Raw genomic sequence first — 23,479 nt, forward strand, 5'->3', positions numbered from 1 at the left:
AAATCGTCCCCCCGGTCATGCCGCGTCCTCGGGCTCGTCGCGGTCCAGGCTTTCGCCTTCGTACTCGGTTTCGACGATGGCCGCGTCGTAGCCCTGGTCTTCCAGCCAGCGCCGGAAGATCGAGGTGTAGCCGTGGGTGACGAATATCCGCTCGGCCCCGGTTTCGCGGATCGCCGTATTCAGCCCGTCCCAATCCGCATGATCCGAGATCACGAAGCCCCGATCCGCCGCGCGCCGTCGCCGCACGCCGCGCAGCGCCATCCATCCGCTGGCGAAGGCGGTCGAAGACCGGCCGAACCTGCGCGCCCAGGGGGTGCCCAGCGCCGAAGGCGTGGCCACCACCAACGCGCCCTTGATGGATTTCAGGTCCGTGTCGGGCGTCACCCGGATCGTGTCGGGCAACGAGATGCCTTGCGCGCGCATCACCGCATTTGTGTTTTCCACGGCGCCATGGGTCAGGATCGGTCCGATGTCTGGGTCGACACTTGTCAGCAGGCGCTGTGCCTTGCCCAGCGCGTAGGCGCCAATGATCGACGTCTTGCCGTCGGCCGCGTTCTTGCGCCACCACGCGTTCAGATCGGCGCGCACATCGGCTTCGGGGGCCCACTTGAACACCGGCAGCCCGAACGTGCATTCGGTGATGAAGGCGTGGCAGGCCACCGGCTCGAACGGCTCGGACAGGCCATCGGGGCTGACCTTGTAATCGCCCGACACCACCCAGACCTCGCCGCGATGCGCGACCCGGATCTGCGCGGATCCCGGCACGTGGCCCGCAGGATGAAAGCTGACCTCGACCCCGCCCACGTCACGAGTCTCGCCGTAGCGTACGGTATCGATCGCGATATCGCCCAGGCGGTGGCGCATCACCGGCGCGGCCGCGTCGGTCGCCAGGTAGCGGCCCATGCCGGGGCGCGAATGGTCGGCGTGGCCATGGGTAATCAACGCCCGGTCCACGGGGCGCCAGGGATCGATGTAGAAATCCCCCCGCGCGCAGTAGATGCCGCGGTCGGTGAAGCTGAGAAGCGGGTCGGCCATGCCCCTGAGGTAAGGCGCAGCGGACGCATTCCAAGATGGGCGTATCGGGCGCATCTTGCGCTGGGGCTTGGGCGTTTGCAGAAAGGGGAAGCAGGGCGACGTTGCCCGGTGCCGCAATCTTGGGCATGTTGCCCATCGGGGTCGCGCGGGCTCGTCCGATTGGTTGCGCCTGCCCCCAACGCCCCTAGGATGGCGGCGACCGATCAAAGGATCTCCACACGATGGCCGACAACTTCAACGAGATGTACGAAAACGGAACGGTGCGCCCGCCTTACCAGGGGCTCGAGGCCTGGGCCCGCGACATGCCCGCCGATCTCCGCGGCATGAAGCAGTCCGAGGCCGAGGCCCTGTTCCGCCGCATCGGCATAACCTTCGCCGTTTATGGCGAAGGGGGAAGTCCAGACCGCCTGATCCCGTTCGACATGTTTCCGCGCGTCTTCTCGGCCGATGAATGGGCGCGACTGGAGCGCGGGATCAAGCAGCGCGCCCGCGCGCTGAACGCCTTCCTTTCGGATATGTACAACCGCGGCGAGATGGTGCGGGCGGGCAAGATCCCGGCCCATCTGGTTTATCAGAACGACGCCTACGAGATCGCGGTGGCGGGCTTCACCCCGCCCGGCGGCGTCTTCAGCCATATCGTGGGCATCGACCTGGTCTGCACGGGGCCGGGCGAGTTCTTCGTGCTGGAAGACAATTGCCGCACGCCCTCGGGTGTCAGCTACATGCTGCAGAACCGCGAGATCATGATGCGGATGTTTCCGCAGCTGTTCCAACAGAACCGCATCGCGCCTGTCGAGAACTACCCGACCTTGCTGAAAAAGACCCTGGCCTCGGTCGCGCCGAAGAAATGCGACGGCGATCCGCGCGTGGTGATCCTGACCCCGGGCAGCTACAACAGCGCCTATTACGAGCACAGCTTCCTTGCCGACATGATGGGGGTCGAGCTGGTAGAGGGGCACGACCTGTTCGTGGCCGGTGATTTCGTCTGGATGCGCACCACCGAGGGTCCGAAAAAGGTGGACGTGATCTATCGCCGCCTCGACGACGCGTTCATCGACCCGTTGTGTTTCCGGCCCGACAGCATGCTGGGCGTGCCTGGCTTGATGAACGTCTATCGCTCGGGCGGGGTCTCGATCGCCAGCGCGCCCGGCGCGGGCGTGGCCGACGACAAGGCGATCTACACCTACGTGCCCGAGATGATCCGGTTCTACCTGGGCGAAGAGCCGATCCTGAAGAACGTGCCGACCTACCAGTGCGCCAAGGCCAATGACTGCCAATACGTGCTGGAAAACCTGCCCGAGCTGGTGGTGAAGGAAGTGCACGGCTCGGGCGGTTACGGGATGCTGGTGGGCCCGAAATCCACCAAGTCGGAAATCGAGGCCTTCGACGCCAAGATCCGCGAGAATCCGGAAAATTACATCGCCCAGCCGACGCTGAGCCTGTCGAGTTGCCCGACCTTCGTCGACGAAGGCGTGGCGCCACGACACGTGGACCTGCGGCCCTATTGCCTGGTGGGCCAGGACGTGAACCTGGTGCCCGGCGGTCTGACGCGGGTGGCCATGACGGAAGGCTCGCTGGTGGTGAACTCGTCCCAGGGCGGCGGCGTGAAGGACACTTGGGTCATGGTGGGGAACTAGGACAATGCTTAGCAGAACCGCAGACAACCTTTACTGGATCGCCCGCTTCATCGAGCGGGCCGAAACCAACGCGCGCCTTCTGGAAGTGGGCGCGCGCAATGCCATGCTGCCCGATACCGCGGGCGGCAACCGCAACGAATGGGAATCGGTGCTGATGGCATCGGGCACCAAGCAGGCCTTCGATGCGAAATACGGCCAAGCCGTCGAGCGCAATGTGGAAACGCACCTGTTTTTCGACCAGGACAACCCGTCGTCGGTGGCCAGCTGCCTGTCTGGCGCGCGCGAGAACGGGCGCATCGTGCGCACCGCGCTGACCACGCAAGTCTGGGAGGCGCTGAACACCGCGCATTCCGAACTGGCGGACCTGGCGCGGACCGAACGCTCGCAGCTGTCGACCACGGACCTGATCGACTGGACGCTTCGGACCTGTAGCCTGATCCGCGGTGCGGGGCTGGCCACGCAGCTCAGGAACGATGGCTACGACTTCACCAATATCGGCCACTACCTGGAACGCGCCGATAGCACTGCGCGCATTCTCGACGTGAAATACTACGTGCTGCTGCCCGACGTGGCCTTCGTGGGTTCGGGACTGGACAATTACCAGTGGCGCACGGTGCTGCGCGCCATGAACGCCACGCGAGCCTTTCACTGGGTCTATGGCGGCGAGGTGAATGCCACCAAGATCGTGGACTTCCTTGTGTTGAACCGGCAGGCGCCGCGCTCGCTCATCAACGCGGCCGACGGGGTGCAGTCGCATCTGGACCGGCTGGCGAAGAACTACGGCAAGCGCACCGATGCTCAGGATCGCGCCGATGCGTTGGTCGGCAAGCTTGACACAGCCACCACGGAAAGGATCTTCGACGAAGGCCTGCACGAGTTCCTGCGGGGCGTGATCCGAGACGTGAACGCCCTGGGCCAGTCGGTCCACGAAAATTACCTGAGCGGGGACGCAAGATGAGACTGACCATCACCCACCGGACCCGCTATCGCTTCGACACGCCGAAACGCAGCCTGACGCAAAGCCTGCGGCTCTGGCCCACCGAATTCGACGGCCAAAGCGTCGAGCATTGGTCGATCGACGTCGAAGGCCACATGGCCGAGCGCGGCGCGGCCTTCCGTGACGGTGCAGGCGACTGGGTCGAAACTCTGTCCATGCGGGGCGTCAGCGACGTGACGCTGAAGGTCCACGGTACGGTCGAGACGAAGGACCTGACGGGCTTCGTGAAGGGCCTGCGCGAAAAGGTGTCGCCCATCGCCTATCTGCGGCCATCGCCCATGACCCGGCTGGACGACGCCTTGCGCGACCTGTCGGCCGACGCCGTGGCGGGCATCGACAACGCGCTGGACCGCGGCCACGCGCTGGCCCGCGCCGTCACCCAGGCGATCGCCTACACCCCCGGCAGCACCGAATCCGACACGACCGCCGCGCAGGCGCTGGAGCAGGGGCAGGGGGTCTGCCAGGACCAGACCCACGCACTGATCGCGCTGGCGCGGGCCGCGGGCATGCCCGGCCGCTACGTGACCGGCTACCTTCACGCCAGCGCTGACGGCGCCGCACACGAGGCGAGCCACGCCTGGGCCGAGCTTTGGATCGACGACATGGGCTGGGTCGGATTCGACGCGGCAAATTCGTGCTGCCCGGACGACAAGTACGTGCGTGTCGGCTCGGGGCTGGATGCGGTGGCGGCCGCCCCGATCCGCGGCATGGCCATCGGCGGCGGCACCGAGCAGCTGGACGTGGACGTCTCGGTGCAGGACGCCGGGCAGCAACAGCAGTGACCTGCGCCGTGGCGACGTAGCGTCGCCACGGGCCCGATCTTGCGGCGAGCGCGCGAAAAATGATGCGCCCGCCCGGGAATGAGAGTAGGGAACCCGCCGCAAGGGGGCCGCGTTCTAGCGCCCTCTGACATGATCTGAATCGAGTGCCCCATGACCTACTGCGTTGGACTATTGCTGAATGCCGGCATGGTGCTTCTGTCCGACACCCGCACCAATGCGGGAATCGACAATATTTCGACCTATCGCAAGATGTTCACCTTCGAAGAGCCGGGCGAACGCGTAATCGCCATTCTGACCGCAGGTTCGCTCAGCACCACCCAGACCACCATCGCCCGGCTGGAAGAGGCGATCAACGATCCCGACGCGCCGTCGATCATGACCGCGGGGACGATGCTGAACGTGGCGGAGATGGTCGGCGATACGCTTTCCGACGTCAGCAGCAAGGTCGCCGACAAGCTGGGCAGCAAGGCACAATCGGCGCGCGCGTCGATGATCGTCGCGGGCCAGCGGCGCGACGGGGCGCCGCGGATGTTCCTGGTCTATTCCGAGGGAAACTTCATCGAGGCGACGAGCGACACGCCGTTCCTGCAGATCGGCGAGCACAAGTACGGCAAGCCCATCCTTGACCGCGTGGTGAAGCCCAACACGTCTTTGGCCGAAGCGCAGAAGGCGGCGCTGCTGTCGATGGACTCGACGCTGCGCTCGAACCTGTCCGTGGGACTGCCGCTGGACCTTGCGGTGATCGAGACGGACGCATGTCGCGTGACGCGCCAGCGCCGTATTGAAGCCGATGACGAGGTCTATCAGAAGATGTCGGCGGACTGGTCCATCGCATTGCGCGAATCCTTCGCCAATATCGAGATCGAAGGCGCGCCCGGCGACTGACAGCCACCTGCGGCGTCAGCTATGGGCTGCGAAGTGGTCGCGAAACGCGTCAAAGACGCGGCTGCGACGCTCGGCGGTTTCCATCATGGTTTCGTGTCGGCCGTTTTCGATCATCAACAACTCGCCCTGCGGCCAGTCCGCCATGCGCGCCCGGATCGCGTCCGGATCGACGATCCTTTCGTCGGTGCCGAGCACCGTCAGGCAGGGCAGCTTTGGCGATTCTAACACGGACAACCCTTTGCATTCGCGCAAAGCCTCGTTCAGCCAGCGCAGGGACGGGCCGCCAAGGCCTAGCTCGGGGTGGGCATCGACCTGCCGCGCCATCCAGTTGAACTGGTCGCGGTCGCAGGTCAGCATATTGCCGTCGAAACCCACGGCGTTGGGATAGGACGCGCCCGAGGTTCCCGGCGCGTAGATATGGTCGAGCGCCACCTGCCGCGCCATCCAGCTCAGGCTCCAGGCCATCGGACGCAGGGTGGGCGACATCTGGATGCCCCACATGGGCGACGAAAACGCGCAAGATGCGACATCGAGCCCTTCGATCAGCGCCCGCAAGGCGATGCAACCGCCCATCGAGTGGCCCAAGACATGCCACGGACGCGGCAGGTCCAGTTGCGCGGCCGTTTGCAGCATGGCCACCAGGTCTTTCTGGAAGTCGCGGAACTCCAGGACGTGACCGCCCATCCTGTCCGCAAGCATCCGGTCAGCCAAGCCTTGCCCGCGCCAATCGATCGCGGCCATCGCGAAGCCCGCCTTCGCGAACTCGCCCGCCGCGGGGCCGTATTTCTCGACATATTCGGTGCGGCCCGGCAGCATCAGCACCGTGCCGCGCCCGCCTTCGCACCGCCAATGGGCCACGCGCAGACGCACGCTGTCCGACGCGTACACCCAATGGGCCAGACCGCCCTCGGGCGCGTCTGCGACATCTTCGAAAAGCGGCGCGCGCTCCACCGTTACAGGACGGTGGCCAGTTTCATCGCCTGGCCCATGTCGCCATCGACCTTCAGCTTGCCGGTCATGAAGGCGGTCGTCGGGTTCAGCTCGCCGTCGAGGATGGACTTGAACGTGTCCGCGTCCGCGGTCATCGTCACATCCGTTTCTTCATCGGCGGCGCGTGCGCCTGCATCATCCATCACGATCGTGCCTTCGCCTTCGATGACGAACTTGGCCGAGCCGTCGAAAGAGCCGCCGATCTTTTCGTTCAGTTGCGTGACGGCTTCGGAAATGACGTCGCTCATGGTGATCTTCCCTTCATTGTGAGCCCGCGCGGGGGTGTGTTCCCCGACGGGCCGCGCTAATCTTTCAGCACAGTATATGGAGCGTTGAATGCGGAACCTCAAATCTGTCGTTGCGGCACTCCTGCTGATCTGCGCCAGCCCCTCCTTCGCGCAGGACAATGGCGACGGGCTGGACGATCTGTTCACCGCGCTTGCCACCGCCGAAGGCGCGGATGCCGAAAAGATCGCCGCAAAGATTTCCAGCGAATGGTCGCAATCGGGCTCGCCCGCGATGGACGTTTTGCTGTCGCGCGGCGGCGAAGCCATGGAAGCGGGCGAGTATCGCGTCGCGGTCGAACATCTGAGCGCGCTGATCGATCATGCCCCCGAATTCCCCGAGGCGTATCATCTGCGCGCCACGGCCTATTTCAACCAACGCCGCCTGGGCCTTGCTTTGGACGATTTGCGCGTCGTCCTGGCGCTGAACCCGCGCCATTTCGGGGCCCTCTCGGGGCTTGGGGTCATCCTCGAAGAAATCGAGCGGCCCGAACAGGCCTTGCAGGCATGGCGCGAAGTCGCGCGCCTGTTTCCCGCCCACCCCGAGGCCGAGCGCGCCATCGCGCGGCTTGAACGCTTGGTCGAGGGAAGCGCGCTCTAGCCGCGTCTGACGCACGCCGGTCACAGGTCGCGGCCGAGGCCGCCCGCAGGATTGACCGAAACGGCTTGCCGGAACACAAAGACTCGAGCCCGAACGAATACGGGCAGAGGCAGTGTTCAAGGAGCAGTCATGATACTGTGGAAATATTCGGGCGCGGCATGCGTCCTGGCGATGTCGACCGGAATGGCGTCAGCGGTCGAAGTCACGGGCGGCGAGGTCGGATTGTCCTATTCCCGCTTTTTCGAGGATGTCGAGATCGACGGCGACGATGAAGCCGTTGCCAAGACCAGCCTGTCCGGCCAGGTCGAGATCGGTTTCAACCGCAACTTTGCCCTGCAGGCCGACCTGGCCCATCACAAGTTCAGTGCCAGCGACGAAGACGGCACGACGCTGACTCTGCACGGCATTTTGCACTACAACGACACCTTGTCGTTCGGTGCCTTCATCGGCCGCGATTCCGGCGACGGCGACGATCTGGACTTCTACGGCATCGAGATCGGTCAGGAATTCGAGCGGTTCGACGTGGAAGCCTATCTTTCGGACGGCGACATCGACGATATCTCTTCGGGCCTGATCTACGGGGTTTCCGGCCGCTACGTCGTCAATGACGCGCTCGAGGTCGGGCTGGACTTCGATGCGGTCGATCTGGACGAAGGCGCGGATCTGCGCCGGATCGGACTAGTCGCCGATTACAGTTTTGGGCCGTCGACCAACGTTTACGGCGAAATCGGAACGTCCGAACTCGAAAGTTCCTTCGGATCGGACAGCGAGGAATACGTCGAGCTGGGCGCGAAGTTCATGTTCGGCGCCGAGCGCGGTGCGACCTTCGACAAGCGCGGCTTCTTCTCGGTGCTGCCCGGTTTGTGATCTTTGCGGCACGGCGCCGGGCGGGATGCGCCCGCTTGGCGCCGGGCTTTGTCGCTGGTGATCCCGTGCACTTGAACAGGCGGGGGTTGCCTGCCCGGGCCTGTGCCGCCATGTAAAGGCCGACACTTTCTCGGGGCACAGGCGATGAGCATGACCACTGGGCGGATCACGGCCGTCCTAGGCCCCACCAACACCGGCAAGACCCACTACGCGATCGAGCGGATGCTGGGTTATCGCACGGGCATCATCGGCCTGCCCTTGCGGCTGCTGGCGCGCGAGGTCTACGACCGCATCGTGGCCGTGCGCGGCCCGTCCGTAGTAGCGCTTGTCACCGGCGAGGAACGCATCGTGCCCGCGCGCACCCAGTACTGGGTCTGCACGGTCGAAGCGATGCCCGATGGCATGGGCGCCGATTTCGTGGCGATCGACGAGATCCAGCTTTGCGCCGATCCCGAACGCGGCCATGTCTTCACCGACCGCCTGCTGCGCGCGCGCGGCACCCACGAGACGCTGTTTCTTGGGGCGGACACCATGCGCAGCGCCATCGCGGCCCTCGTGCCGCAGGCGCAATTCATGCGGCGCGAACGGTTCTCGACGCTGATCTACTCGGGCTCGCGCAAGATCAGCCGGATGCGCCCGCGCAGCGCGATCGTGGGGTTCTCGGTCGACAACGTCTATGCCATCGCCGAGTTGATCCGGCGCCAGAAGGGCGGGGCGGCCGTGGTGATGGGCGCGCTTTCCCCCCGCACCCGCAATGCCCAGGTCGAGATGTACCAGAACGGCGATGTCGACTACCTGGTGGCGACCGACGCCATCGGCATGGGCCTGAACCTCGACATCGACCACGTGGCCTTTTCGTCGACCACCAAGTTCGACGGGCGCCGTATGCGCGACCTGATGCCCAACGAGCTGGCCCAGATCGCGGGCCGGGCCGGGCGCTACATGACCGACGGCACCTTCGGCGTCACCGGCGAAGCGCGGCCGCTGGACGATGGCGTGGTGGACGCGATCACCAGTCACCGCTTCGCGCCGCTGAAGACCCTGCAATGGCGCAACGCCGCGCTGCAATTCGGCACCATCGACGCGCTGATCGCGTCGCTGGAAGAGAAGTCCGATCACGAACGCTTGAACCGCGCGCGCGAGGCCGACGACCTTGCCGCCCTGAAGCGCCTGCACGCCATTCCCGAGATCCGCAACGCCTGCACCCAGGCGCCCGCCGTCAAACTTCTGTGGGACGTCTGCCGGATCCCCGATTTCCGCGGCATCAGCGCGGGCGAACACGCGTCCATGCTGGAGCGGATCTTCGGTTTCCTGCACGACCTGCGCCGCGTGCCGGACGACTGGATGGCCCGCCAGGTCAAGCGCATCGACCGCACCGATGGCGACATCGACACCCTGTCGAAACGGCTGGCATATATCCGCACATGGACCTACGTGGCGCAGCGCAAGGGGTGGGTGGACGACGAAAACCATTGGCGCGGGGCGACGCGCGCTGTAGAAGACCGTCTGTCGGACGCGCTGCACGATGCTCTGACGCAAAGATTTGTGGACCGGCGGACCTCTGTCCTGCTTCGTCGGCTCAAGCAGAAGGAGAGCCTTTTGGCCGAAGTCAACGAAGCCGGTGAAGTCACTGTCGAAGGCCAGGTCCTGGGCCGTTTGGAAGGGTTCCGCTTCCGCCAGGCGCAATCCGCGTCCTCGGACGAGGCGAAGACCCTGCGCCAGGCCGCCAGCGCCGTGCTGACCCCGCAGTTCCATCTGCGCGCGGACCGCTTCTACAACGCGCCCGACACGGAAATCGACTTCACCGAGCAGGGGGGTCTCATGTGGGGCGACCAGGCCGTGGGCAAGCTGGTCAAATCCGACGACCCGCTGAAGCCCGGCGTGCAGGTCTTCGTCGACGACGAGGCGGGCCCGGACGTCTCGGAGAAGGTCCAGCGCCGCCTGCAGCATTTCATCGACCGCAAGGTGGCGGCCCTGTTCGAGCCGCTGATGGCGATGAAGAACGACGACACGCTCACGGGCCTTGCCCGCGGCTTCGCGTTCCGCATGGTCGAAGGGTTCGGCATCGTGCCGCGCGACCAGGTCGCCACGGAAGTGAAGGATCTCGACCAGGACGCCCGCGGCGCGCTGCGCAAGCACGGTGTCCGCTTCGGCCAGTTCACCATTTTCCTGCCGCTTCTGCTGAAACCCGCGCCCACCCGCCTGCGGCTGGTGCTCTGGTCGCTGACCCAAGGGCTCGACAACTTCCCCGAAAGCCCGCCGCCCGGCCTTGTCACGATCCCCGTGGACCGCGATGCGGTCGAAGGTGCGCACCTCATGTCGGGCTACAAGCCCGCGGCAAGCCGCGCGATCCGCATCGATATGCTCGAACGCCTCGCCGATATGCTGCGCAGCGAAAACAGTCGCGCCGGGTTCGAGGCCAAGGCCGACATGCTGTCGATCACCGGCATGACGCTGGAACAATTCGCCGACCTGATGGGCGGGCTGGGCTATAAAGCCGAGCGCGGCGAGCGTGAGAAGGTGAAGGCCGCCCAGCCCGATCCGCAGCCCGACACGCCGACACCCGGTCCAGATCAACCGCAAGAGGCGCCCCAGCCGTCGGACCCCGACGCCGAGCCGCCGACCGAGGCGCCCCAGCCGACGCCGGACGAAACACCGCCAAGCCCCCCATCCGAGGCGCCAGGCGACATCCCGACCGAGGTGCCCACGCAGCCCGATCCCGGCGGCCAGCCCACGATGGACGCGGCGCCCGACCACGTCGCCGCCGCGGGCTCGACCGACACGCCCGGCGACGCGGTGAAGGCCGGGGCCGACACGCTGGCCGCCGCCGCCGATGTCGACATCGCCGCAGCGCTGCCCGACGAGGCCGACAAGGCCGCGGACGCGACCCCCGAGTCCGAGGTGTTCTACACCTTCACCTGGGGCGGCAATCGTCCCAACCGCCAGGGAAACCAACGCCCGCGCGGGCAGGGGGCCAAGCCAAAGGGGCAGGGCCGCAAGCAAGGTGGCGCCAAACCCCAGAAGGGGGGCAAGCCGCAGACCCACCAGGCCAGGCCACCCAAGCGCGAAAAGGCGATCGACCCGGACAATCCTTTTGCCGCCGCCCTGATGGGGCTGAAGGACACCAAGTAGATTGGAGCCACGTTCGACGATCCGCCTGGACAAGTGGCTGTTCTACGCGCGGTTCTTCAAGACTCGCAGCGTAGCCGCGAAGGTCGTGACCTCGGGCGGCGTGCGTGTCGATGGCACGCGCGTGTCCAAGCCTTCGGCTGCCGTCGGCATCGGCGATACGCTCACCTTCGCCCAGGGCCGCGCCATCCGCGTGGTAAAGGTGCTGGCCCTGGGCGACCGGCGCGGTCCCGCCCCCGAAGCGCAGGCGCTCTACGACGACCATTCGCCACCGCCGCCCGAGCGCGTCGCACAGCCCGTCACCGACAAGGGTGGCAAGCCGTCCAAAAAGGACCGCCGCGACATGAACGCCCAGGGCTTTGGTCGCACGCTTGAATGACCCGCGCGTTGCGGCTAGACCGCGCCGCAAGACCGCCTTGAGGATGCCCATGACCTACATCGTCAACGACAATTGCATCGCCTGCAAATACACCGATTGCGTCGAAGTCTGCCCGGTGGACTGCTTCTACGAGGGCGAGAACATGCTGGTGATCCACCCCGACGAATGCATTGATTGCGGCGTCTGCGAGCCCGAGTGCCCCGCCGACGCGATCCTGCCCGACACCGAGCCCGAGGCCGAGAAGTGGGTCGAGTTCAACCGCAAGTATTCCGAAATGTGGCCCGTCATCATCACCAAGAAGGACCCGCTGCCGGGCGCCGAAGAGATGGACGGCAAGGACGGCAAGATGGAGCTCTTCTCGCCCAATCCCGGCGAAGGCGGCTGATTCGCGGATTTTCGCCGACCCTCACAGTAAATTTCCTTAACCCTCCCGGTGACTTGCTGCAGTGCGGCTTTTATTGGGCGGTATTTTGTGCTATATACTGATTAAAGGCGACACCGACGGGCGCATTCCCGTCATGGATGACAGTGTGGACGGGACAGTATGTGTGTGGTCCCGCCCCCTTATTCGTGTTGCTCCCACTGGGGTCTGAAAGGAACTTGTCTGCATGAGTAAGTCCAAGAAACTTGAATTCCGTCCGAATGAATACGTCGTCTATCCCGCCCATGGCGTGGGCCAGATCGTCAACATCGAGAAGCAGGAAATCGCGGGCATCGAGCTCGAGCTTTTCGTCATTTCGTTCGAGAAGGACAAGATGACGCTGCGGGTGCCCACCCACAAGGCGACCGAAGTCGGCATGCGCCAACTTTCCAGCCCCGACGTGGTCACGAAGGCGATGACAACGCTGAAAGGCAAGGCCAAGGTCAAGAAGGCCATGTGGTCCCGCCGCGCGCAGGAATATGAGCAGAAGATCAATTCGGGCGACCTGATCGCGATCTCGGAAGTGGTGCGCGACCTGCACCGGACCGATGACCAGCGCGAGCAGAGCTACTCCGAGCGTCAACTCTACGAGGCCGCTCTCGAGCGGTTGACCCGCGAAATTGCTGCCGTCTCGGGCGACGACGAGGTTGCAGCGCAGAACCAGATCGGTTCGGTGCTGACGAGCCGGAAGCCTGCCGCCGCCTGAAGGCGCCGAAGACGTATCATGAAGGGGCCGCCTGGATAGGGCGGCCTTTTTCGATTCTCGTTCCTGACATCCGGAGAGTGCCGGGGGTCACGTGCATTCACTGCGGCAAAGGTCTTGACTTAAGACAGGGCCACAAGGGCGGCGATTTCGGCCAGCTGTTGCGTTGCGCCCAACACGTCGCCGGTCTGTCCGCCGATCTTCCGTCGGGCCAGAGCCGCGACGCCAAGCCCGACCAGGCCGGTCAGCAGAAGAGCAAGGGCGATTCCCTGTCCTAGCAGCATGGCGGACACCCCGAACGCTATCCCGACGCCGATGGCAGCCGTCCGCTTGCCAGGCCGCCCGGTCGCGCGTGACAGGCCGTCGTCGCGCGCATGGAGCAAGGCGGCCGCGACCCCCAGCATCGCCGCGCGCGATAGCATGCCCGCCGACACGAGCGCCGCCAGCACCAGCCACGCGGGCTGCGCGAGGATCGACACCAGGACCACCCAGCGCAATCCGATTGCCAGGATCAGGGCGATGGCGCCGTAGGTCCCTAGGTGGCTGTCCCGCATGATCTCAAGCCGCCTGGCCCGATCGAAGCCGCCCCAGAATCCGTCCGCGCAGTCGGCCAACCCGTCTTCGTGCATCGCTCCGGTGACGACGATCTGCGCCGCAAGCACCAGTCCCGCCAAGACGCTTGGCGGCACGTTCAGGGCAAGCCCGACCAACGCCAGACCGGCAGCAACCGCACCCGTGACGATGCCGACAAGCGGCCAGGCCCACGCCGCCTGAGCGGTGCGATCGAAGCGCGCGCGCACGGGAAGGCGCGTCAGCAAGGTCAAGGCGGTGGCCATGTCGGAAAGGGGAAGTGGGGCGCGGGACATGGCGGTCACTTTCGGGGTTTCCACGCCACTGACAAGTCGTAAACAGGGGGCCAACCTCCTCCTGACACACCGGGGATACCCATGGCCGACATCACCTCGATCGACAGCATCCGCGCCGCCCTGCGCGATCTGCCACAGCCCGACCGGGCCGCGCAGGACGGGGCTGCCGCGCGCAACGGGCAACTTACGAAGCCGCCCGGCGCGCTGGGTCGGCTGGAAGATCTGGCGATCTGGTACGCTGGCTGGCGTGCCGATCCGCGCCCCGCGATCCACGCACCGCAGGTCCTTGTCTTCGCCGGAAACCATGGCGTGGCGGCCAGGGGCGTGTCGGCCTTTCCGCCCGAAGTCACCGTGCAGATGGTCGCCAATTTCGAAGGCGGCGGTGCCGCGATCAACCAGCTTTGCGACGCGTTCGGCGCCCACATGTCCGTCCACGCGCTGGACCTGGAGACGCCCACCGCCGATTTCACCGAAGCCCCCGCCATGGATGAGGCCGCTTTCGTCGCCGCCTTCGCCGCGGGCTGGAACGCCGTCGATCCGCAGGCCGACCTGTTGGTCACCGGGGAAATGGGGATCGGCAATACCACCTCGGCCGCGGCCATCGCCGCGGCACTTTACGGCGGCGGCGCGGCCATGTGGGTCGGACGCGGCACGGGTGTCGAGGGATCGGCGCTGGAAGGCAAGATCGCCGTGGTGGATGCAGGGCTCCGGCGCCACGCCGACAGGCTGGACGACCCGCTGGAGGTGCTGCGCTGCCTGGGCGGACGTGAGCTGGCGGCCATGGCGGGCGCCACCCTGCGCGCGCGGCACCTGTCGATCCCGGTCATCCTGGACGGCTATATCTGCTCGGCGGCCGTGGCGCCGCTGCACAGCGCCAGCCCGGCCGCGCTGGATCACGCAGTGGCGGGGCATCTTTCGGCGGAAGGCGCCCATGCAGAGCTTCTGGCCAAGCTCGGCAAGGCGCCGCTGTTGTCGCTGGGTCTGCGGCTTGGGGAAGGGTCGGGCGCGGCGCTTGCCATTGGCGTGCTGAAAGGCGCGATCGCCACGCATTCGGGCATGGCGACCTTCGCGGAAGCAGGGGTCGCCGACGGTTAGGCGACGCGATCCTCGGTCATGGGCGAGCCTGTGGCGCCCTCGGTCTCGTCTTCATCGTCCGAGACGTCGGTGTCGAGCCCGCGCATTTCGTCGTATTTCGCAGAAAGCGCGAATTCGAGATCCTTGTTCAGCGCCCGTGCGCGTTCCATGTAGGCCTCGTTGCGGGCGATGGGCACGCCAGGCTGCCACAGCTCGGCAAGTTCGCGCAGCGCCGAGCGGTCGATCTTGAAGAATGCCTTTTCCAGCTCGGACGCCTCGAATTCGGTCAGCCCGATGTTTTCCAGCACGTAGCGCCCCGCCCGGAGCGAGCTGTCGAAGACCTCGCGCACGATGTCGTTCGCGCCCGCGCGGTAGAGTTCATAGACATGGTTGCGGTCATAGGCCCGCGCGACGATGTGCAGGTCCGGACGGTGGCTGCGGGCGTATTCCACCAGCGCGGTCACATCTGCGGGACTGTCCATGGTCACGACCAGCACCTTGGCGTCGTCCAATCCCGCGGCATGCAGCAGCTCGGGGCGGGTGGGATCGCCGAAAAAGCCCTTGAAGCCGAATTTCCGCATCAGTTGGATGGTGTCCAGGTCGTTGTCCAGAACGGTCGTCTCGAACCCTGCCAATTGCAGCATCCGGTTCACCACCTGCCCGAAACGGCCGATACCCGCGATGATGATCGGCGTCTTGTGATCGATTTCGTCGGCGGGGATGGCTTCATCCTCGTCCTCTTCGGCCCAACGCGTGGACAGGAATTCCCACAAGATGAAGAAAAGCGGCGTCAGCAGCATCGAGAAGGCAACGACCAGCAGGATCCGCTCGGCCAGCGGCGTCGACAGCACGCCCGTCTGGGTCGAGAACGAGACCAGCACGAACCCGAACTCTCCCGCCCCGCACAAACCCAGCGTGAACAGCCAGCGGTCCCGGCTTTTCAGCTTGAAGATCAGGCCCAGCGCGTAAAGGATCACTCCCTTCACGGCCATGACGCCCAGCGTCAGCCCGAGCACCACGAATGGCGCGGCGAAGAAACTGGTGAACGAGATCCCGGCGCCCACCGTGATAAAGAACAGGCCCAGCAGCAGGCCCTTGAAGGGTTCGATGTCTGATTCCAGCTCGTGCCGGAATTCCGAGTTGGCCAGCACCACCCCGGCCAGGAAGGTTCCGAGCGCGGGCGACAGCCCCACCAGCGTCATCATGAACGCGATGGAGATCACGATCAGAAGCGCCAGCGCGGTATAGAGCTCGCGCAATCCCGCGCGATGGATGAAGCGGAAAACGGGGCGCATTCCGAAGACACCGCCCACGATTATGATCCCGATCGCCAAGATGGTCGCCAGCGTGATGCCCCAGCCCGGCAGTGCCTCGATCACGGAAATGGCGGCTTGCGCGTTGGCGCCTGCCGTCGTCGCGCCCTCGCTCGAGCCCGCGCCGCCGGGCGCCGTGGCTCCGCCGCCACGCACGGCCAACAGCGGCAGGAATGCCAGCATCGGGATGACGGCGATATCCTGGGTCAAGAGAACCGAAAAGGACGATCGTCCGCCGCCGGTTTGCATCAGCCGCTTTTCGTTCAATGTCTGTAGCACGATGGCGGTCGAGCTGAGCGCGAAGATCATGCCGATGGCCAGCGCCGATCCGGGCGGCTGGCCCAGCCAGATCGCGGCGCCCGAGATCAGGCCCATGGTCAGCAGGACCTGGCTGCCTCCCAGCCCGATCAGGCGGTGACGCATGTCCCAAAGCGCCTTCGGCTCGAGCTCCAGACCGATCAGGAACAGCATCATCACCACGCCGAACTCGGCGAAGTGCTGCAGGTCTTGCGTCTCGGATCCGACGAGACCCAGGACCGGGCCGATGACGATGCCGGCCGCCAGGTAGCCCAGGACCGAGCCAAATCCCAAACGTGCGGCCAACGGCACCGCGATCACCGCGGCGGCCAGATAGATCGTCGCCTGGAAAAGAAATGACTCCATGTCGGCCGGTCCTGTTTACGCAAAATATCGGTGGCATCGTCGCACGTCTTATCACGTGAGGACAACGGGGTGCCGGTTAAGTTTCCGGTGTAAAAAATGACACGGGCTAGCCCCGCGGCATGCTCAAAAGAATTTGTCGCCCGCCTTTGACGTAGCTCAGCTGTTCGGCTCCGATGGCTTGGACGCGTCCGCCATCGACCCGGTCGCCGACCTTGACCTTCACGAATCGTCCCGACGGCAAGCGCACCAGGGCACGGCGATTGGCTGCCGTTCCGTACACGCCCATCAGGTTGACCTTACCCAGGTTGATCGCATTGGCGACCGTCGCGCTTGCCGCGACGCTGCCGCGCGTGGGTCCGCTCGGGCGCGCGATGGCCGACGCGGCGGCTACGCGGACAGGCTCGGCCTGACGCTGCTGCGTGACGCGCGCGACCGTGCGGTCGAAATTGCGCGGCCGGGTCTTGGGAAGCTGCGACCGCGCGACGGCGAAGGGACTGATCTGGACTGGCGCCGCCTGGACGGCCGGAACAAGGTTTTGCAGCGCCGATGCCGCAGCGGAGGCGGCAGCGGCCCCGATCTGCGCGGCGTCGATCGTGGGCGCATCCTGCGATGGAGCATCCGCGATGGCGCCCGGGCGGGCCCGCGGCGCGAGGCGGGCAACCTCGACGGTTTCGGCCTCCTCGGTTGTCTCCGTTGCCTCGGGCGAGCTTTTTGCGGAGGCGGGACGTGGGCGCGGCGTCAGACCGGCCAGGCGGACGATGACGGACGCGGTCTCGCCATCGGACTCCACCGCGGCATCCTGCTGCAGCTCTTCGGACGGGCGGGACCGGGGGCGCAGCGCAGGCTCGCCCTGGTTGACCGGGATGACCAGGTCGGCCTCGCTCGGCGGCTCGGGCGTCGTCGCCGGACGCTCGGGTGCGGGGGGCGGGCGACGCGGCGGCAGACCTGCGGTCACAAGGACCCCTTGCGGGCTGAGTGTGCCGTCGGGCGTGGCGACGACCAGGCCGTCGGCGTTCAGCTCGAAGCGTTCGCCGGGCGGGGGCGGCGGCAAAAGCGCGCTCGGCGCGCCCGCGGGCGATACGACGGGCGCTAGCGCCGCGGCGCGATCCTGGGTCCGCAATCGACCGTCGGGCTGCGGGGTGAAAAGCTGCTCCAGCCGGTCGGCCGCCGGGGCATCGGTAATGGACGGCGGCGCGATGTCGACCCCGGTTGCCGCATAGCGACCGTCGTCGGACGCGCCTTCGGGACGGCGAAGTGGGTCGTTGGGGTCCGGGACGAGGGACGGATCGACGGCGGCAGTGTCTTCCGCGGTCTGGGTCGGCGTGTCGGCCGCGGCAGGATCCTGCGCGTCTGCCTCGGGTGTTGCGTCCAGCGGCGGCGTCGCATCTTCGGGCGGCGCGATGAGCGCCAGATCGGTGGCGTCGTCTCGTGGTGCGCCGACCGGGTCGAGGGCGTCGGCCTGGCTGTCGATCGCCGGAGCGTCGTCTTCGGTCGGCGGCACCGCCGGGGCCAGCGCCGTATCGGTGTCGGACGGCAGGACGGGTTCCGGCGCCAGCGCCTCCGCGGGATCGGATGTCGGTGCGATCAGAGCGTCTTCGGTGGGGGTGAGCAGGAAAAAAGCGCTCCAGATCCCCACGGCCAGCGCGAAGGCGACCAACAGGCCGATCAGGACCGGCAAGATCGTCAGGCCGCGTCGCGCTTGCACGTCCCGGCGGGCACCGAACACCGTCATCCGCTCGGCTTCGATGTCGGGCGTGCTGGCGGGTGCCGGGTGCGAGACGTTGGCGGGCAGGGGGACCGGCCCGGTGTCGGGTGGGGCAACCTTACGGATCGACGGCACCGGGCTGGACTTGCGCCCCGGTGGCGCGGCCGCCGGTTTTCGCGCAGCGCCGCCGCCATTGGTGACCTTCATGGCCGGGACAGGCGCATGGCGGCCGGGGCTCGGACCCGCACCACCATCGGGCATCATCGCGATGCGCGACGCGATCGAGCCCAGACGCGACGGGTCCGGTGCGCTTTTCGGGGCGGTCGGGGCCGAGCGACGCGTGGAAAAGGCCGGTGTCGGCAGGGCGCCCTCGGGCGTTGCGACCTGACTTTTCTCGGTCTGGGAAGCCGCGGGCCTCGTCTCGGTTTCTTTTTCGGACTGCACGCGCGCTTCGGCGGTCGAAAGATCCTCGGTCGTTCCCATGTCGACGGCCGCGGCGATCTCGGCCCGCGTCCTAACGCCTGCGCTTTTCGCGTCGGCCTCAGGCGTTTCGACTGGGGGCGTTGGCTTCGCCTTCGCATCCGACGCCGCATCGCCATCTTTCGACGTGGCGGCCTCCGACGTATCGACGTCTGTACGCGGTTCGTCGAGCTCCACGGTCTGCGTCGGCTCCGGTGCGTCCATCTTGGCGGGCGCAGGCTCATTTTTCAGCACATCGGCGATGCGGGTAACCGTCGGCTCGGGCGCGGCTGCGGCCGAGGCGTTACCGCCCGACGACGCGAAGACGGTCTTGCCGAAGTTTGGGTTCTTCCTAAACAGGCCCTTGCGCGGCGCCGCGACGAAGCCCTGCGGGTTGAAACCATGGGCCACCGCGAAATCCTCCGCCTGGTCCAGCGTCTCGCGGGCGACAAGGGCGACAGCCACCTGGTCCTTGGATTTCTGGGTCCAGTCGATCACCAGGTCATCCAGCGCATAGGGCGTCTGACCGTCCAGTTCCGCTTCGACCAGCTTGCGGCGCTCGTCGGCGTCCTTGACGTCTTCGGGGACATCGACCGTGGTGAACAGGATCTCGGAGTGCGGGATGCTGAGTTGGGTCTTCAGCGGACCGTCGGACAGCGCCTGCGCGTCGCGACGCATGTCTTCCAGGCGGGTTTCGAAATGCGGATCGTCGAGGGCCACCTCGCCGATGACGGGCATGTCGTTCCCGCTGCCATGGCGAAGGCGCACGCCCGAATGATCAAGGTCAAGATGAAATGTCTTCTTCATGTCAGTCGTTTACCACGCAAAGCGGGATTGCCGACACCCCTTGATGCCTAGCACCGTTCTATAGCAGCTTTTTGCCGAGGCAAACAATCGGCACGCGCCATTCCGCGCCCGGCGATATGGTGCCTAGTAGCAAAGAAAGGAATTCGCATGAAATCAATGTTCTGCAAGTCCGCGGCACTCATCCTCACGCTTTCGCTAGCCATGGGTCTGACCCCGGCCCACGCACAGGACGAAGCGACACGGGCCGCGCCCCTCCTGGAAGTGACCGGCGAAGGGAGCGTCAGCGCGGTGCCCGACATGGCGACGATCCGGCTGGGCGTCGTGGCCGAGGCGGTGATCGCGGGCGAAGCGGTGAGCGCGATGGAAGGCCCGATGACCGCGCTGTTGGGCCGACTGCAATCGCTCGGTATCGACCCACGCGACATACAGACCAGCACGCTGCGGCTCAGCCCGGTCTATGCCGACCGCCCGCCGGAAGGGGACGGCGCTCCGCGCATTGAGCGCTACGAGGCGTCCAGCGACGTGTCGGTCCAGGTGCGCGATCTGGACCTGCTTGGCGCGATCCTGGACGAAGCGGTCGGCGCTGGATCGAATCGGTTCGACGGGCTCAGCTTCGGGCTGGCCGACCCGACCGAGGTCCGCGACGCGGCACTGGCCGCGGCCATGGCGGATGCGCTGCGCAAGGCGGCCATCCTCGCGGATGCGGCAGGTGTGCAACTGGGGCCATTGGTAAGGGTGGTCGAGCAGGGCGGCAGCCGACCGCCGCAACCGATGATGATGGAAACCACGATGGACCGCTCCGCGGCCGTGGCGCCGGGTGAGGTCGAAACCGACGCCCGCGTGATGGTGCAATTCGCGCTGCAGCCCTGAGCCGCGACGGCGCAGGCCTGCAAATGCGTGCGCCACTCTTCGTCCTGAGGAAAACACGCAAGAAAAAACCGCCCGCCTGTCACCAGGCGGGCGGTTTGCCGTGTGGAGCCGGGCGCGAATGTCAGGCGGTGGCTTTCGCCAGGGCCTGGTCCAGATCGGCGATCAGATCGTCGGGATCCTCGATTCCGATGGACACGCGCACCACTTCGGGGTCGGCGCCGGCTGCGCGCTGCTGGTTCTCGTCCAACTGCCGGTGGGTGGTCGACGCCGAGTGGATGATCAGCGACCGAGTATCGCCCAGGTTGGCCACGTGGCTGAAGATCTCGAGCGAGTCGATCAGCTTCATGCACGCCTCGTAGCCGCCCTTGACCGCGAAGGTGAACAGCGACCCGGCACCGCGGGGGCAGACTTGCTCGACCCGGTTGAAATAGGGCGAGCTTTCCAGCCCCGCATAGGTCACGTAATTCACGCGATCGTCCTGCTCCAGCCAGTTGGCGATCTTGCGCGCGTTCGAGACGTGCTTCTCCATCCGCAGGCCCAGCGTCTCGATGCCCATCAGCGTGTAATGGGCCGCCTGGGGGTTCAGCGTCATGCCGAGGTCGCGCAACCCGATGGCGATGCCGTGGAAGGTGAAGGCCAGCGGGCCGAAGGTCTCGTGGAATTTCAGGCCGTGATAGGCGGGCTCGGAGGCGCTCAGGGACGGGAACTTGTCGCTGGCCGACCAGTCGAAGGTGCCGCTGTCCACGACGACGCCACCCGTGACCGACCCGTTGCCCGTCAGATACTTGGTCAGCGAATGGACGACCAGCGTGGCGCCGTGCTCGATGGGACGGCAGAGATACGGCGTGGCGGACGTGTTGTCGACGATCAGCGGCAGACCGGCGGCATCGGCGACGTCCGCGACGGCCCGCAGATCGGTGATGTAGCCGCCCGGATTGGCGATCGACTCGCAGAAGACGGCGCGGGTGTCGTCGTCGATCGCATCCCGGATGGCGTCGAGGTCGTCGAAATCCACGAACTTGGCGGACCAACCGAAGCGCTTGATGGTTTGGGTCATCTGCGTGACCGTGCCGCCGTAAAGCCGGGTGCTGACCACGACGTTCTTGCCGGGGCTCATCAGCGGGAACAGCGCCATGATCTGCGCCGCGTGGCCGGACGAGCAGCACACCGCGCCGACGCCGCCTTCCAGCGTGGCGACGCGTTCCTGCAGCACCGCGACGGTGGGGTTGGTCAGGCGCGAATAGATGAAGCCCACTTCCTGCAGGTTGAACAGTGCCGCGGCGTGGTCGGCATCGCGGAAGACATAGGCGGTAGTCTGATAGATCGGCGTGTTGCGCGCGCCGGTGGTCGGGTCGGGCCGGGCGCCCGCGTGAACGGCCAGCGTATCGAAGCCGTAGGTTGCGTCTGACATGGGTCTCTCCGGTTGGGTGGTGTCAATCCGTCGCGCGCAGGTGTAGGCCAAGGCCACTTTGTGCACAACAACGCCGGAGCCGACCGATGCCCCACCCGTTTCACCTGGCCTACCACGTCACCGACCTGGACGCCGCGCGCAAATTCTACGGCGGCGTGCTGAACTGCGCCGAGGGGCGATCGACCGAAACCTGGGTCGATTTCGACTTCTTCGGCCACCAGATCAGCCTGCACCTGGGCCAGCCCTTCGCCACGTCCGATACGGGCCAGGTCGGCGATCACATGGTGCCGATGCCGCATCTGGGCGTGGTGCTGCCTTTAGAGGACTGGAAGGTGCTGAAGGATCGACTTGAGGCCGCGGGCACCGACTGGGTGCTACCGCCGTCGGTCCGCTTCGAGGGGCAGCCGGGCGAGCAATGGACCATGTTCTTCCGCGATCCCGCGGGCAACCCCATCGAGGTGAAGGGGTTCGCGCGGATGGAGACGGTGTTCGCCGTCTGAGACGACGCACCCGGGCCGGGCGGCGCGTCAGAGGTATTTATGGACAGGTGAAGCAGGGGTCGCGCGCAGCCTTACGTTCAGCGCATCCACAGATTGTTCGATTTCAGCCGGTTGCGGATCGCGCGTTCCTTGCGGGGCAGGTCGTCGCGGTCGAACAGCGCGCGCGCCTTGTCGCCCTTGCCCTGCAGCACCATGCGCCGGATCGGTTCGTATTGCTTCAGCACCTTCTTGATCCTGTTGGGCGCCACGGCCTCGTGCAGCGTTTCGACCACGCGGTCGTCTTCGCGGGCGTAGAGCAGCGGCAGCAGACGGTAGTGGCAGCTGACCGATCCATCCAGCAGTCCCGGCGGGATCGTGTGGCGGCCGCCGCCGAAGCTGTGGATCACCAGCGGCAGCGCCACCTGGTCGAGCCAAGGATCGAGCGATTGGCATTCCAAGGCGCGCGGCGCGTCGTCTCGGACCGCCAGCGCGAAGTCCAGGAACCTTTGCCCGAATTCGGGCCCGGATCGGTGGAAGAACCAGCCCGCGTTGAAGTAGAGATACCGCTCCCAGTATTCATCCGGCTGATCCAGATCCAGCGAGCTTTCGAAATCCAGCCCGAAGGCGTCATAGAGCGATTTCCAAGTCTCGGTGTAGCCGGGGCCGTACAATTCCAGCTCGGGCCAGGTGCCTTCGCGCCGCATGGACGCACTGGGGCGGTCGAAATCGAACGGCACGTCGCTGAGCGCGCCGGTGATCAGCGTGTCGCTGTCGAAGAACACGAAGGGTCGGTCGCGGGGCAGGGCCAGCAGCGCTTCGATCTTGTTTCCGTAGGGGTAGGCGGCGCCGAAATGACGCGAGGTGAAGGGCAGGATCGTGGCGCCCAACTCGGTCTCGAGCAGCCCGCGCACCGCGCCGTCCATGCGCGAGTCGCCGGGCCAGAGCGCGCCGGGCTGCGGCTCGGCCACGTAAAGCGTGCCCGCGAAATCCGGATCCGAATGGCGCAAAGATGCGGCGAAGAGCGCGGCCTCGTAGCCCAGCCGACCGGCCTGGCCCACAATGACGATATCGAAGGGGGGTCGGGACATGCACGCTCCGCCGGGTCTGCGTGCGCGTTATTGC

The 23,479-nt window shown here is 66.2% G+C and carries 22 protein-coding genes; 14 read left to right on the plus strand and 8 right to left on the minus strand.

The window, feature by feature from the left end; translation table 11 throughout:
* Nucleotides 1-15: 15 nt before the first annotated feature.
* Complete coding sequence (locus tag ILP92_RS04865) at nt 16-1,035, minus strand: ligase-associated DNA damage response exonuclease (protein WP_198915233.1); 1,020 nt, start codon at nt 1,033-1,035, stop codon at nt 16-18.
* Between the two features lie 221 nt (nt 1,036-1,256).
* Between ILP92_RS04865 and ILP92_RS04870 the strand changes: the two genes are divergently transcribed.
* From ILP92_RS04870 to ILP92_RS04885, 4 genes are all read left to right on the plus strand, one after another.
* A complete protein-coding gene (locus ILP92_RS04870) occupies nt 1,257-2,672 on the plus strand; it encodes a circularly permuted type 2 ATP-grasp protein (RefSeq protein WP_198915234.1) in 1,416 nt (471 codons plus the stop codon).
* 4 nt (nt 2,673-2,676) lie between these two features.
* On the plus strand, nt 2,677-3,630 hold the full coding sequence (locus ILP92_RS04875) for an alpha-E domain-containing protein (protein WP_198915235.1): 954 nt from the start codon (nt 2,677-2,679) through the stop codon (nt 3,628-3,630).
* A complete protein-coding gene (locus tag ILP92_RS04880; RefSeq protein ID WP_198915236.1) occupies nt 3,627-4,451 on the plus strand; it encodes a transglutaminase family protein in 825 nt (274 codons plus the stop codon). Before ILP92_RS04875 ends, ILP92_RS04880 begins: the two co-directional genes overlap by 4 nt.
* Before the next feature lie 150 nt (nt 4,452-4,601).
* Nucleotides 4,602-5,336 (plus strand): proteasome-type protease, encoded by a 735-nt coding sequence (locus ILP92_RS04885; RefSeq protein WP_198915237.1) that lies wholly within the window; start codon nt 4,602-4,604, stop codon nt 5,334-5,336.
* Between the two features lie 15 nt (nt 5,337-5,351).
* Here ILP92_RS04885 and ILP92_RS04890 read toward each other — a convergent pair whose 3' ends face one another.
* Both ILP92_RS04890 and ILP92_RS04895 read right to left on the minus strand, forming a co-directional pair.
* Nucleotides 5,352-6,287, minus strand: coding sequence for an alpha/beta fold hydrolase (locus ILP92_RS04890; RefSeq protein ID WP_198915238.1), 936 nt, complete (start codon nt 6,285-6,287; stop codon nt 5,352-5,354).
* Between the two features lie 2 nt (nt 6,288-6,289).
* Nucleotides 6,290-6,574, minus strand: a complete 285-nt coding sequence (locus ILP92_RS04895) for an SCP2 sterol-binding domain-containing protein (protein WP_198915239.1) — start codon at nt 6,572-6,574, stop codon at nt 6,290-6,292.
* Between the two features lie 88 nt (nt 6,575-6,662).
* On the opposite strand from ILP92_RS04895, the gene ILP92_RS04900 reads away from it, so the two are divergent.
* From ILP92_RS04900 to ILP92_RS04925, 6 genes are all read left to right on the plus strand, one after another.
* On the plus strand, nt 6,663-7,211 hold the full coding sequence (locus ILP92_RS04900; protein ID WP_198915240.1) for a tetratricopeptide repeat protein: 549 nt from the start codon (nt 6,663-6,665) through the stop codon (nt 7,209-7,211).
* 129 nt (nt 7,212-7,340) lie between these two features.
* Nucleotides 7,341-8,078 carry a porin gene (locus ILP92_RS04905; protein ID WP_198915241.1) on the plus strand — a complete coding sequence of 246 codons (738 nt, stop codon included), beginning with the start codon at nt 7,341-7,343 and terminating at the stop codon, nt 8,076-8,078.
* A 150-nt stretch (nt 8,079-8,228) separates the two neighbouring features.
* Entirely contained in the window at nt 8,229-11,210 is a 2,982-nt protein-coding gene (locus ILP92_RS04910) for a helicase-related protein (protein ID WP_198915285.1), read from the plus strand.
* A 1-nt stretch (nt 11,211) separates the two neighbouring features.
* Complete coding sequence (locus tag ILP92_RS04915) at nt 11,212-11,586, plus strand: RNA-binding S4 domain-containing protein (RefSeq protein ID WP_198915242.1); 375 nt, start codon at nt 11,212-11,214, stop codon at nt 11,584-11,586.
* Nucleotides 11,587-11,635: 49 nt separating this feature from the next.
* The gene (fdxA, locus tag ILP92_RS04920) at nt 11,636-11,971 is read left to right on the plus strand and encodes a ferredoxin FdxA (RefSeq protein ID WP_198915243.1); all 336 of its coding nucleotides are present in this window, start codon (nt 11,636-11,638) and stop codon (nt 11,969-11,971) included.
* Between the two features lie 223 nt (nt 11,972-12,194).
* A complete protein-coding gene (locus ILP92_RS04925; protein ID WP_198915244.1) occupies nt 12,195-12,713 on the plus strand; it encodes a CarD family transcriptional regulator in 519 nt (172 codons plus the stop codon).
* A 119-nt stretch (nt 12,714-12,832) separates the two neighbouring features.
* Here the strand turns inward: ILP92_RS04925 and cobS are convergent, their stop codons facing one another.
* Nucleotides 12,833-13,576, minus strand: a complete 744-nt coding sequence (gene cobS, locus ILP92_RS04930; protein ID WP_235971082.1) for an adenosylcobinamide-GDP ribazoletransferase — start codon at nt 13,574-13,576, stop codon at nt 12,833-12,835.
* 81 nt (nt 13,577-13,657) lie between these two features.
* On the opposite strand from cobS, the gene cobT reads away from it, so the two are divergent.
* Entirely contained in the window at nt 13,658-14,671 is a 1,014-nt protein-coding gene (gene cobT, locus ILP92_RS04935; protein ID WP_198915245.1) for a nicotinate-nucleotide--dimethylbenzimidazole phosphoribosyltransferase, read from the plus strand.
* Here the strand turns inward: cobT and ILP92_RS04940 are convergent.
* Both ILP92_RS04940 and ILP92_RS04945 read right to left on the minus strand, forming a co-directional pair.
* Nucleotides 14,668-16,626 carry a cation:proton antiporter domain-containing protein gene (locus ILP92_RS04940; RefSeq protein WP_198915246.1) on the minus strand — a complete coding sequence of 653 codons (1,959 nt, stop codon included), beginning with the start codon at nt 16,624-16,626 and terminating at the stop codon, nt 14,668-14,670. The genes cobT and ILP92_RS04940 overlap by 4 nt on opposite strands.
* A 106-nt stretch (nt 16,627-16,732) precedes the next feature.
* On the minus strand, nt 16,733-19,201 hold the full coding sequence (locus tag ILP92_RS04945) for a hypothetical protein (protein ID WP_198915247.1): 2,469 nt from the start codon (nt 19,199-19,201) through the stop codon (nt 16,733-16,735).
* On the opposite strand from ILP92_RS04945, the gene ILP92_RS04950 reads away from it, so the two are divergent.
* Entirely contained in the window at nt 19,193-19,648 is a 456-nt protein-coding gene (locus tag ILP92_RS04950) for a hypothetical protein (RefSeq protein ID WP_198915248.1), read from the plus strand. The genes ILP92_RS04945 and ILP92_RS04950 overlap by 9 nt on opposite strands.
* Before the next feature lie 96 nt (nt 19,649-19,744).
* A complete protein-coding gene (locus ILP92_RS04955) occupies nt 19,745-20,467 on the plus strand; it encodes an SIMPL domain-containing protein (RefSeq protein ID WP_198915249.1) in 723 nt (240 codons plus the stop codon).
* 121 nt (nt 20,468-20,588) lie between these two features.
* Here the strand turns inward: ILP92_RS04955 and ILP92_RS04960 are convergent, their stop codons facing one another.
* Nucleotides 20,589-21,878, minus strand: a complete 1,290-nt coding sequence (locus ILP92_RS04960; protein ID WP_198915250.1) for an O-acetylhomoserine aminocarboxypropyltransferase/cysteine synthase family protein — start codon at nt 21,876-21,878, stop codon at nt 20,589-20,591.
* 86 nt (nt 21,879-21,964) lie between these two features.
* On the opposite strand from ILP92_RS04960, the gene ILP92_RS04965 reads away from it, so the two are divergent.
* On the plus strand, nt 21,965-22,378 hold the full coding sequence (locus tag ILP92_RS04965; RefSeq protein ID WP_198915251.1) for a VOC family protein: 414 nt from the start codon (nt 21,965-21,967) through the stop codon (nt 22,376-22,378).
* A 77-nt stretch (nt 22,379-22,455) separates the two neighbouring features.
* On the opposite strand, the gene ILP92_RS04970 is transcribed toward ILP92_RS04965, so the two are convergent.
* Nucleotides 22,456-23,445: a GT-B fold glycosyltransferase domain-containing protein gene (locus ILP92_RS04970; RefSeq protein WP_198915252.1), complete on the minus strand. Its 990-nt coding sequence runs from the start codon at nt 23,443-23,445 to the stop codon at nt 22,456-22,458.
* Between the last annotated feature and the right edge of the window lie 34 nt (nt 23,446-23,479).

Source organism: Palleronia pontilimi (genome assembly GCF_016412875.1).
GTDB lineage: Bacteria > Pseudomonadota > Alphaproteobacteria > Rhodobacterales > Rhodobacteraceae > Palleronia > Palleronia pontilimi.

Excerpts from the sequence above, each read along its gene's own strand:
- ILP92_RS04865 (WP_198915233.1), bottom strand. The coding sequence starts at position 1,035 with ATGGCCGACCCGCTTCTCAGCTTCACCGACCGCGGCATCTACTGCGCG.
- ILP92_RS04870 (WP_198915234.1), top strand. The coding sequence starts at position 1,257 with ATGGCCGACAACTTCAACGAGATGTACGAAAACGGAACGGTGCGCCCG.
- ILP92_RS04875 (WP_198915235.1), top strand. The coding sequence starts at position 2,677 with ATGCTTAGCAGAACCGCAGACAACCTTTACTGGATCGCCCGCTTCATC.
- ILP92_RS04880 (WP_198915236.1), top strand. The coding sequence starts at position 3,627 with ATGAGACTGACCATCACCCACCGGACCCGCTATCGCTTCGACACGCCG.
- ILP92_RS04885 (WP_198915237.1), top strand. The coding sequence starts at position 4,602 with ATGACCTACTGCGTTGGACTATTGCTGAATGCCGGCATGGTGCTTCTG.
- ILP92_RS04895 (WP_198915239.1), bottom strand. The coding sequence starts at position 6,574 with ATGAGCGACGTCATTTCCGAAGCCGTCACGCAACTGAACGAAAAGATC.
- ILP92_RS04900 (WP_198915240.1), top strand. The coding sequence starts at position 6,663 with ATGCGGAACCTCAAATCTGTCGTTGCGGCACTCCTGCTGATCTGCGCC.
- ILP92_RS04905 (WP_198915241.1), top strand. The coding sequence starts at position 7,341 with ATGATACTGTGGAAATATTCGGGCGCGGCATGCGTCCTGGCGATGTCG.
- ILP92_RS04910 (WP_198915285.1), top strand. The coding sequence starts at position 8,229 with ATGACCACTGGGCGGATCACGGCCGTCCTAGGCCCCACCAACACCGGC.
- fdxA (WP_198915243.1), top strand. The coding sequence starts at position 11,636 with ATGACCTACATCGTCAACGACAATTGCATCGCCTGCAAATACACCGAT.
- ILP92_RS04925 (WP_198915244.1), top strand. The coding sequence starts at position 12,195 with ATGAGTAAGTCCAAGAAACTTGAATTCCGTCCGAATGAATACGTCGTC.
- cobS (WP_235971082.1), bottom strand. The coding sequence starts at position 13,576 with ATGTCCCGCGCCCCACTTCCCCTTTCCGACATGGCCACCGCCTTGACC.
- cobT (WP_198915245.1), top strand. The coding sequence starts at position 13,658 with ATGGCCGACATCACCTCGATCGACAGCATCCGCGCCGCCCTGCGCGAT.
- ILP92_RS04940 (WP_198915246.1), bottom strand. The coding sequence starts at position 16,626 with ATGGAGTCATTTCTTTTCCAGGCGACGATCTATCTGGCCGCCGCGGTG.
- ILP92_RS04950 (WP_198915248.1), top strand. The coding sequence starts at position 19,193 with ATGGGCCACCGCGAAATCCTCCGCCTGGTCCAGCGTCTCGCGGGCGAC.
- ILP92_RS04955 (WP_198915249.1), top strand. The coding sequence starts at position 19,745 with ATGAAATCAATGTTCTGCAAGTCCGCGGCACTCATCCTCACGCTTTCG.
- ILP92_RS04960 (WP_198915250.1), bottom strand. The coding sequence starts at position 21,878 with ATGTCAGACGCAACCTACGGCTTCGATACGCTGGCCGTTCACGCGGGC.
- ILP92_RS04965 (WP_198915251.1), top strand. The coding sequence starts at position 21,965 with ATGCCCCACCCGTTTCACCTGGCCTACCACGTCACCGACCTGGACGCC.
- ILP92_RS04970 (WP_198915252.1), bottom strand. The coding sequence starts at position 23,445 with ATGTCCCGACCCCCCTTCGATATCGTCATTGTGGGCCAGGCCGGTCGG.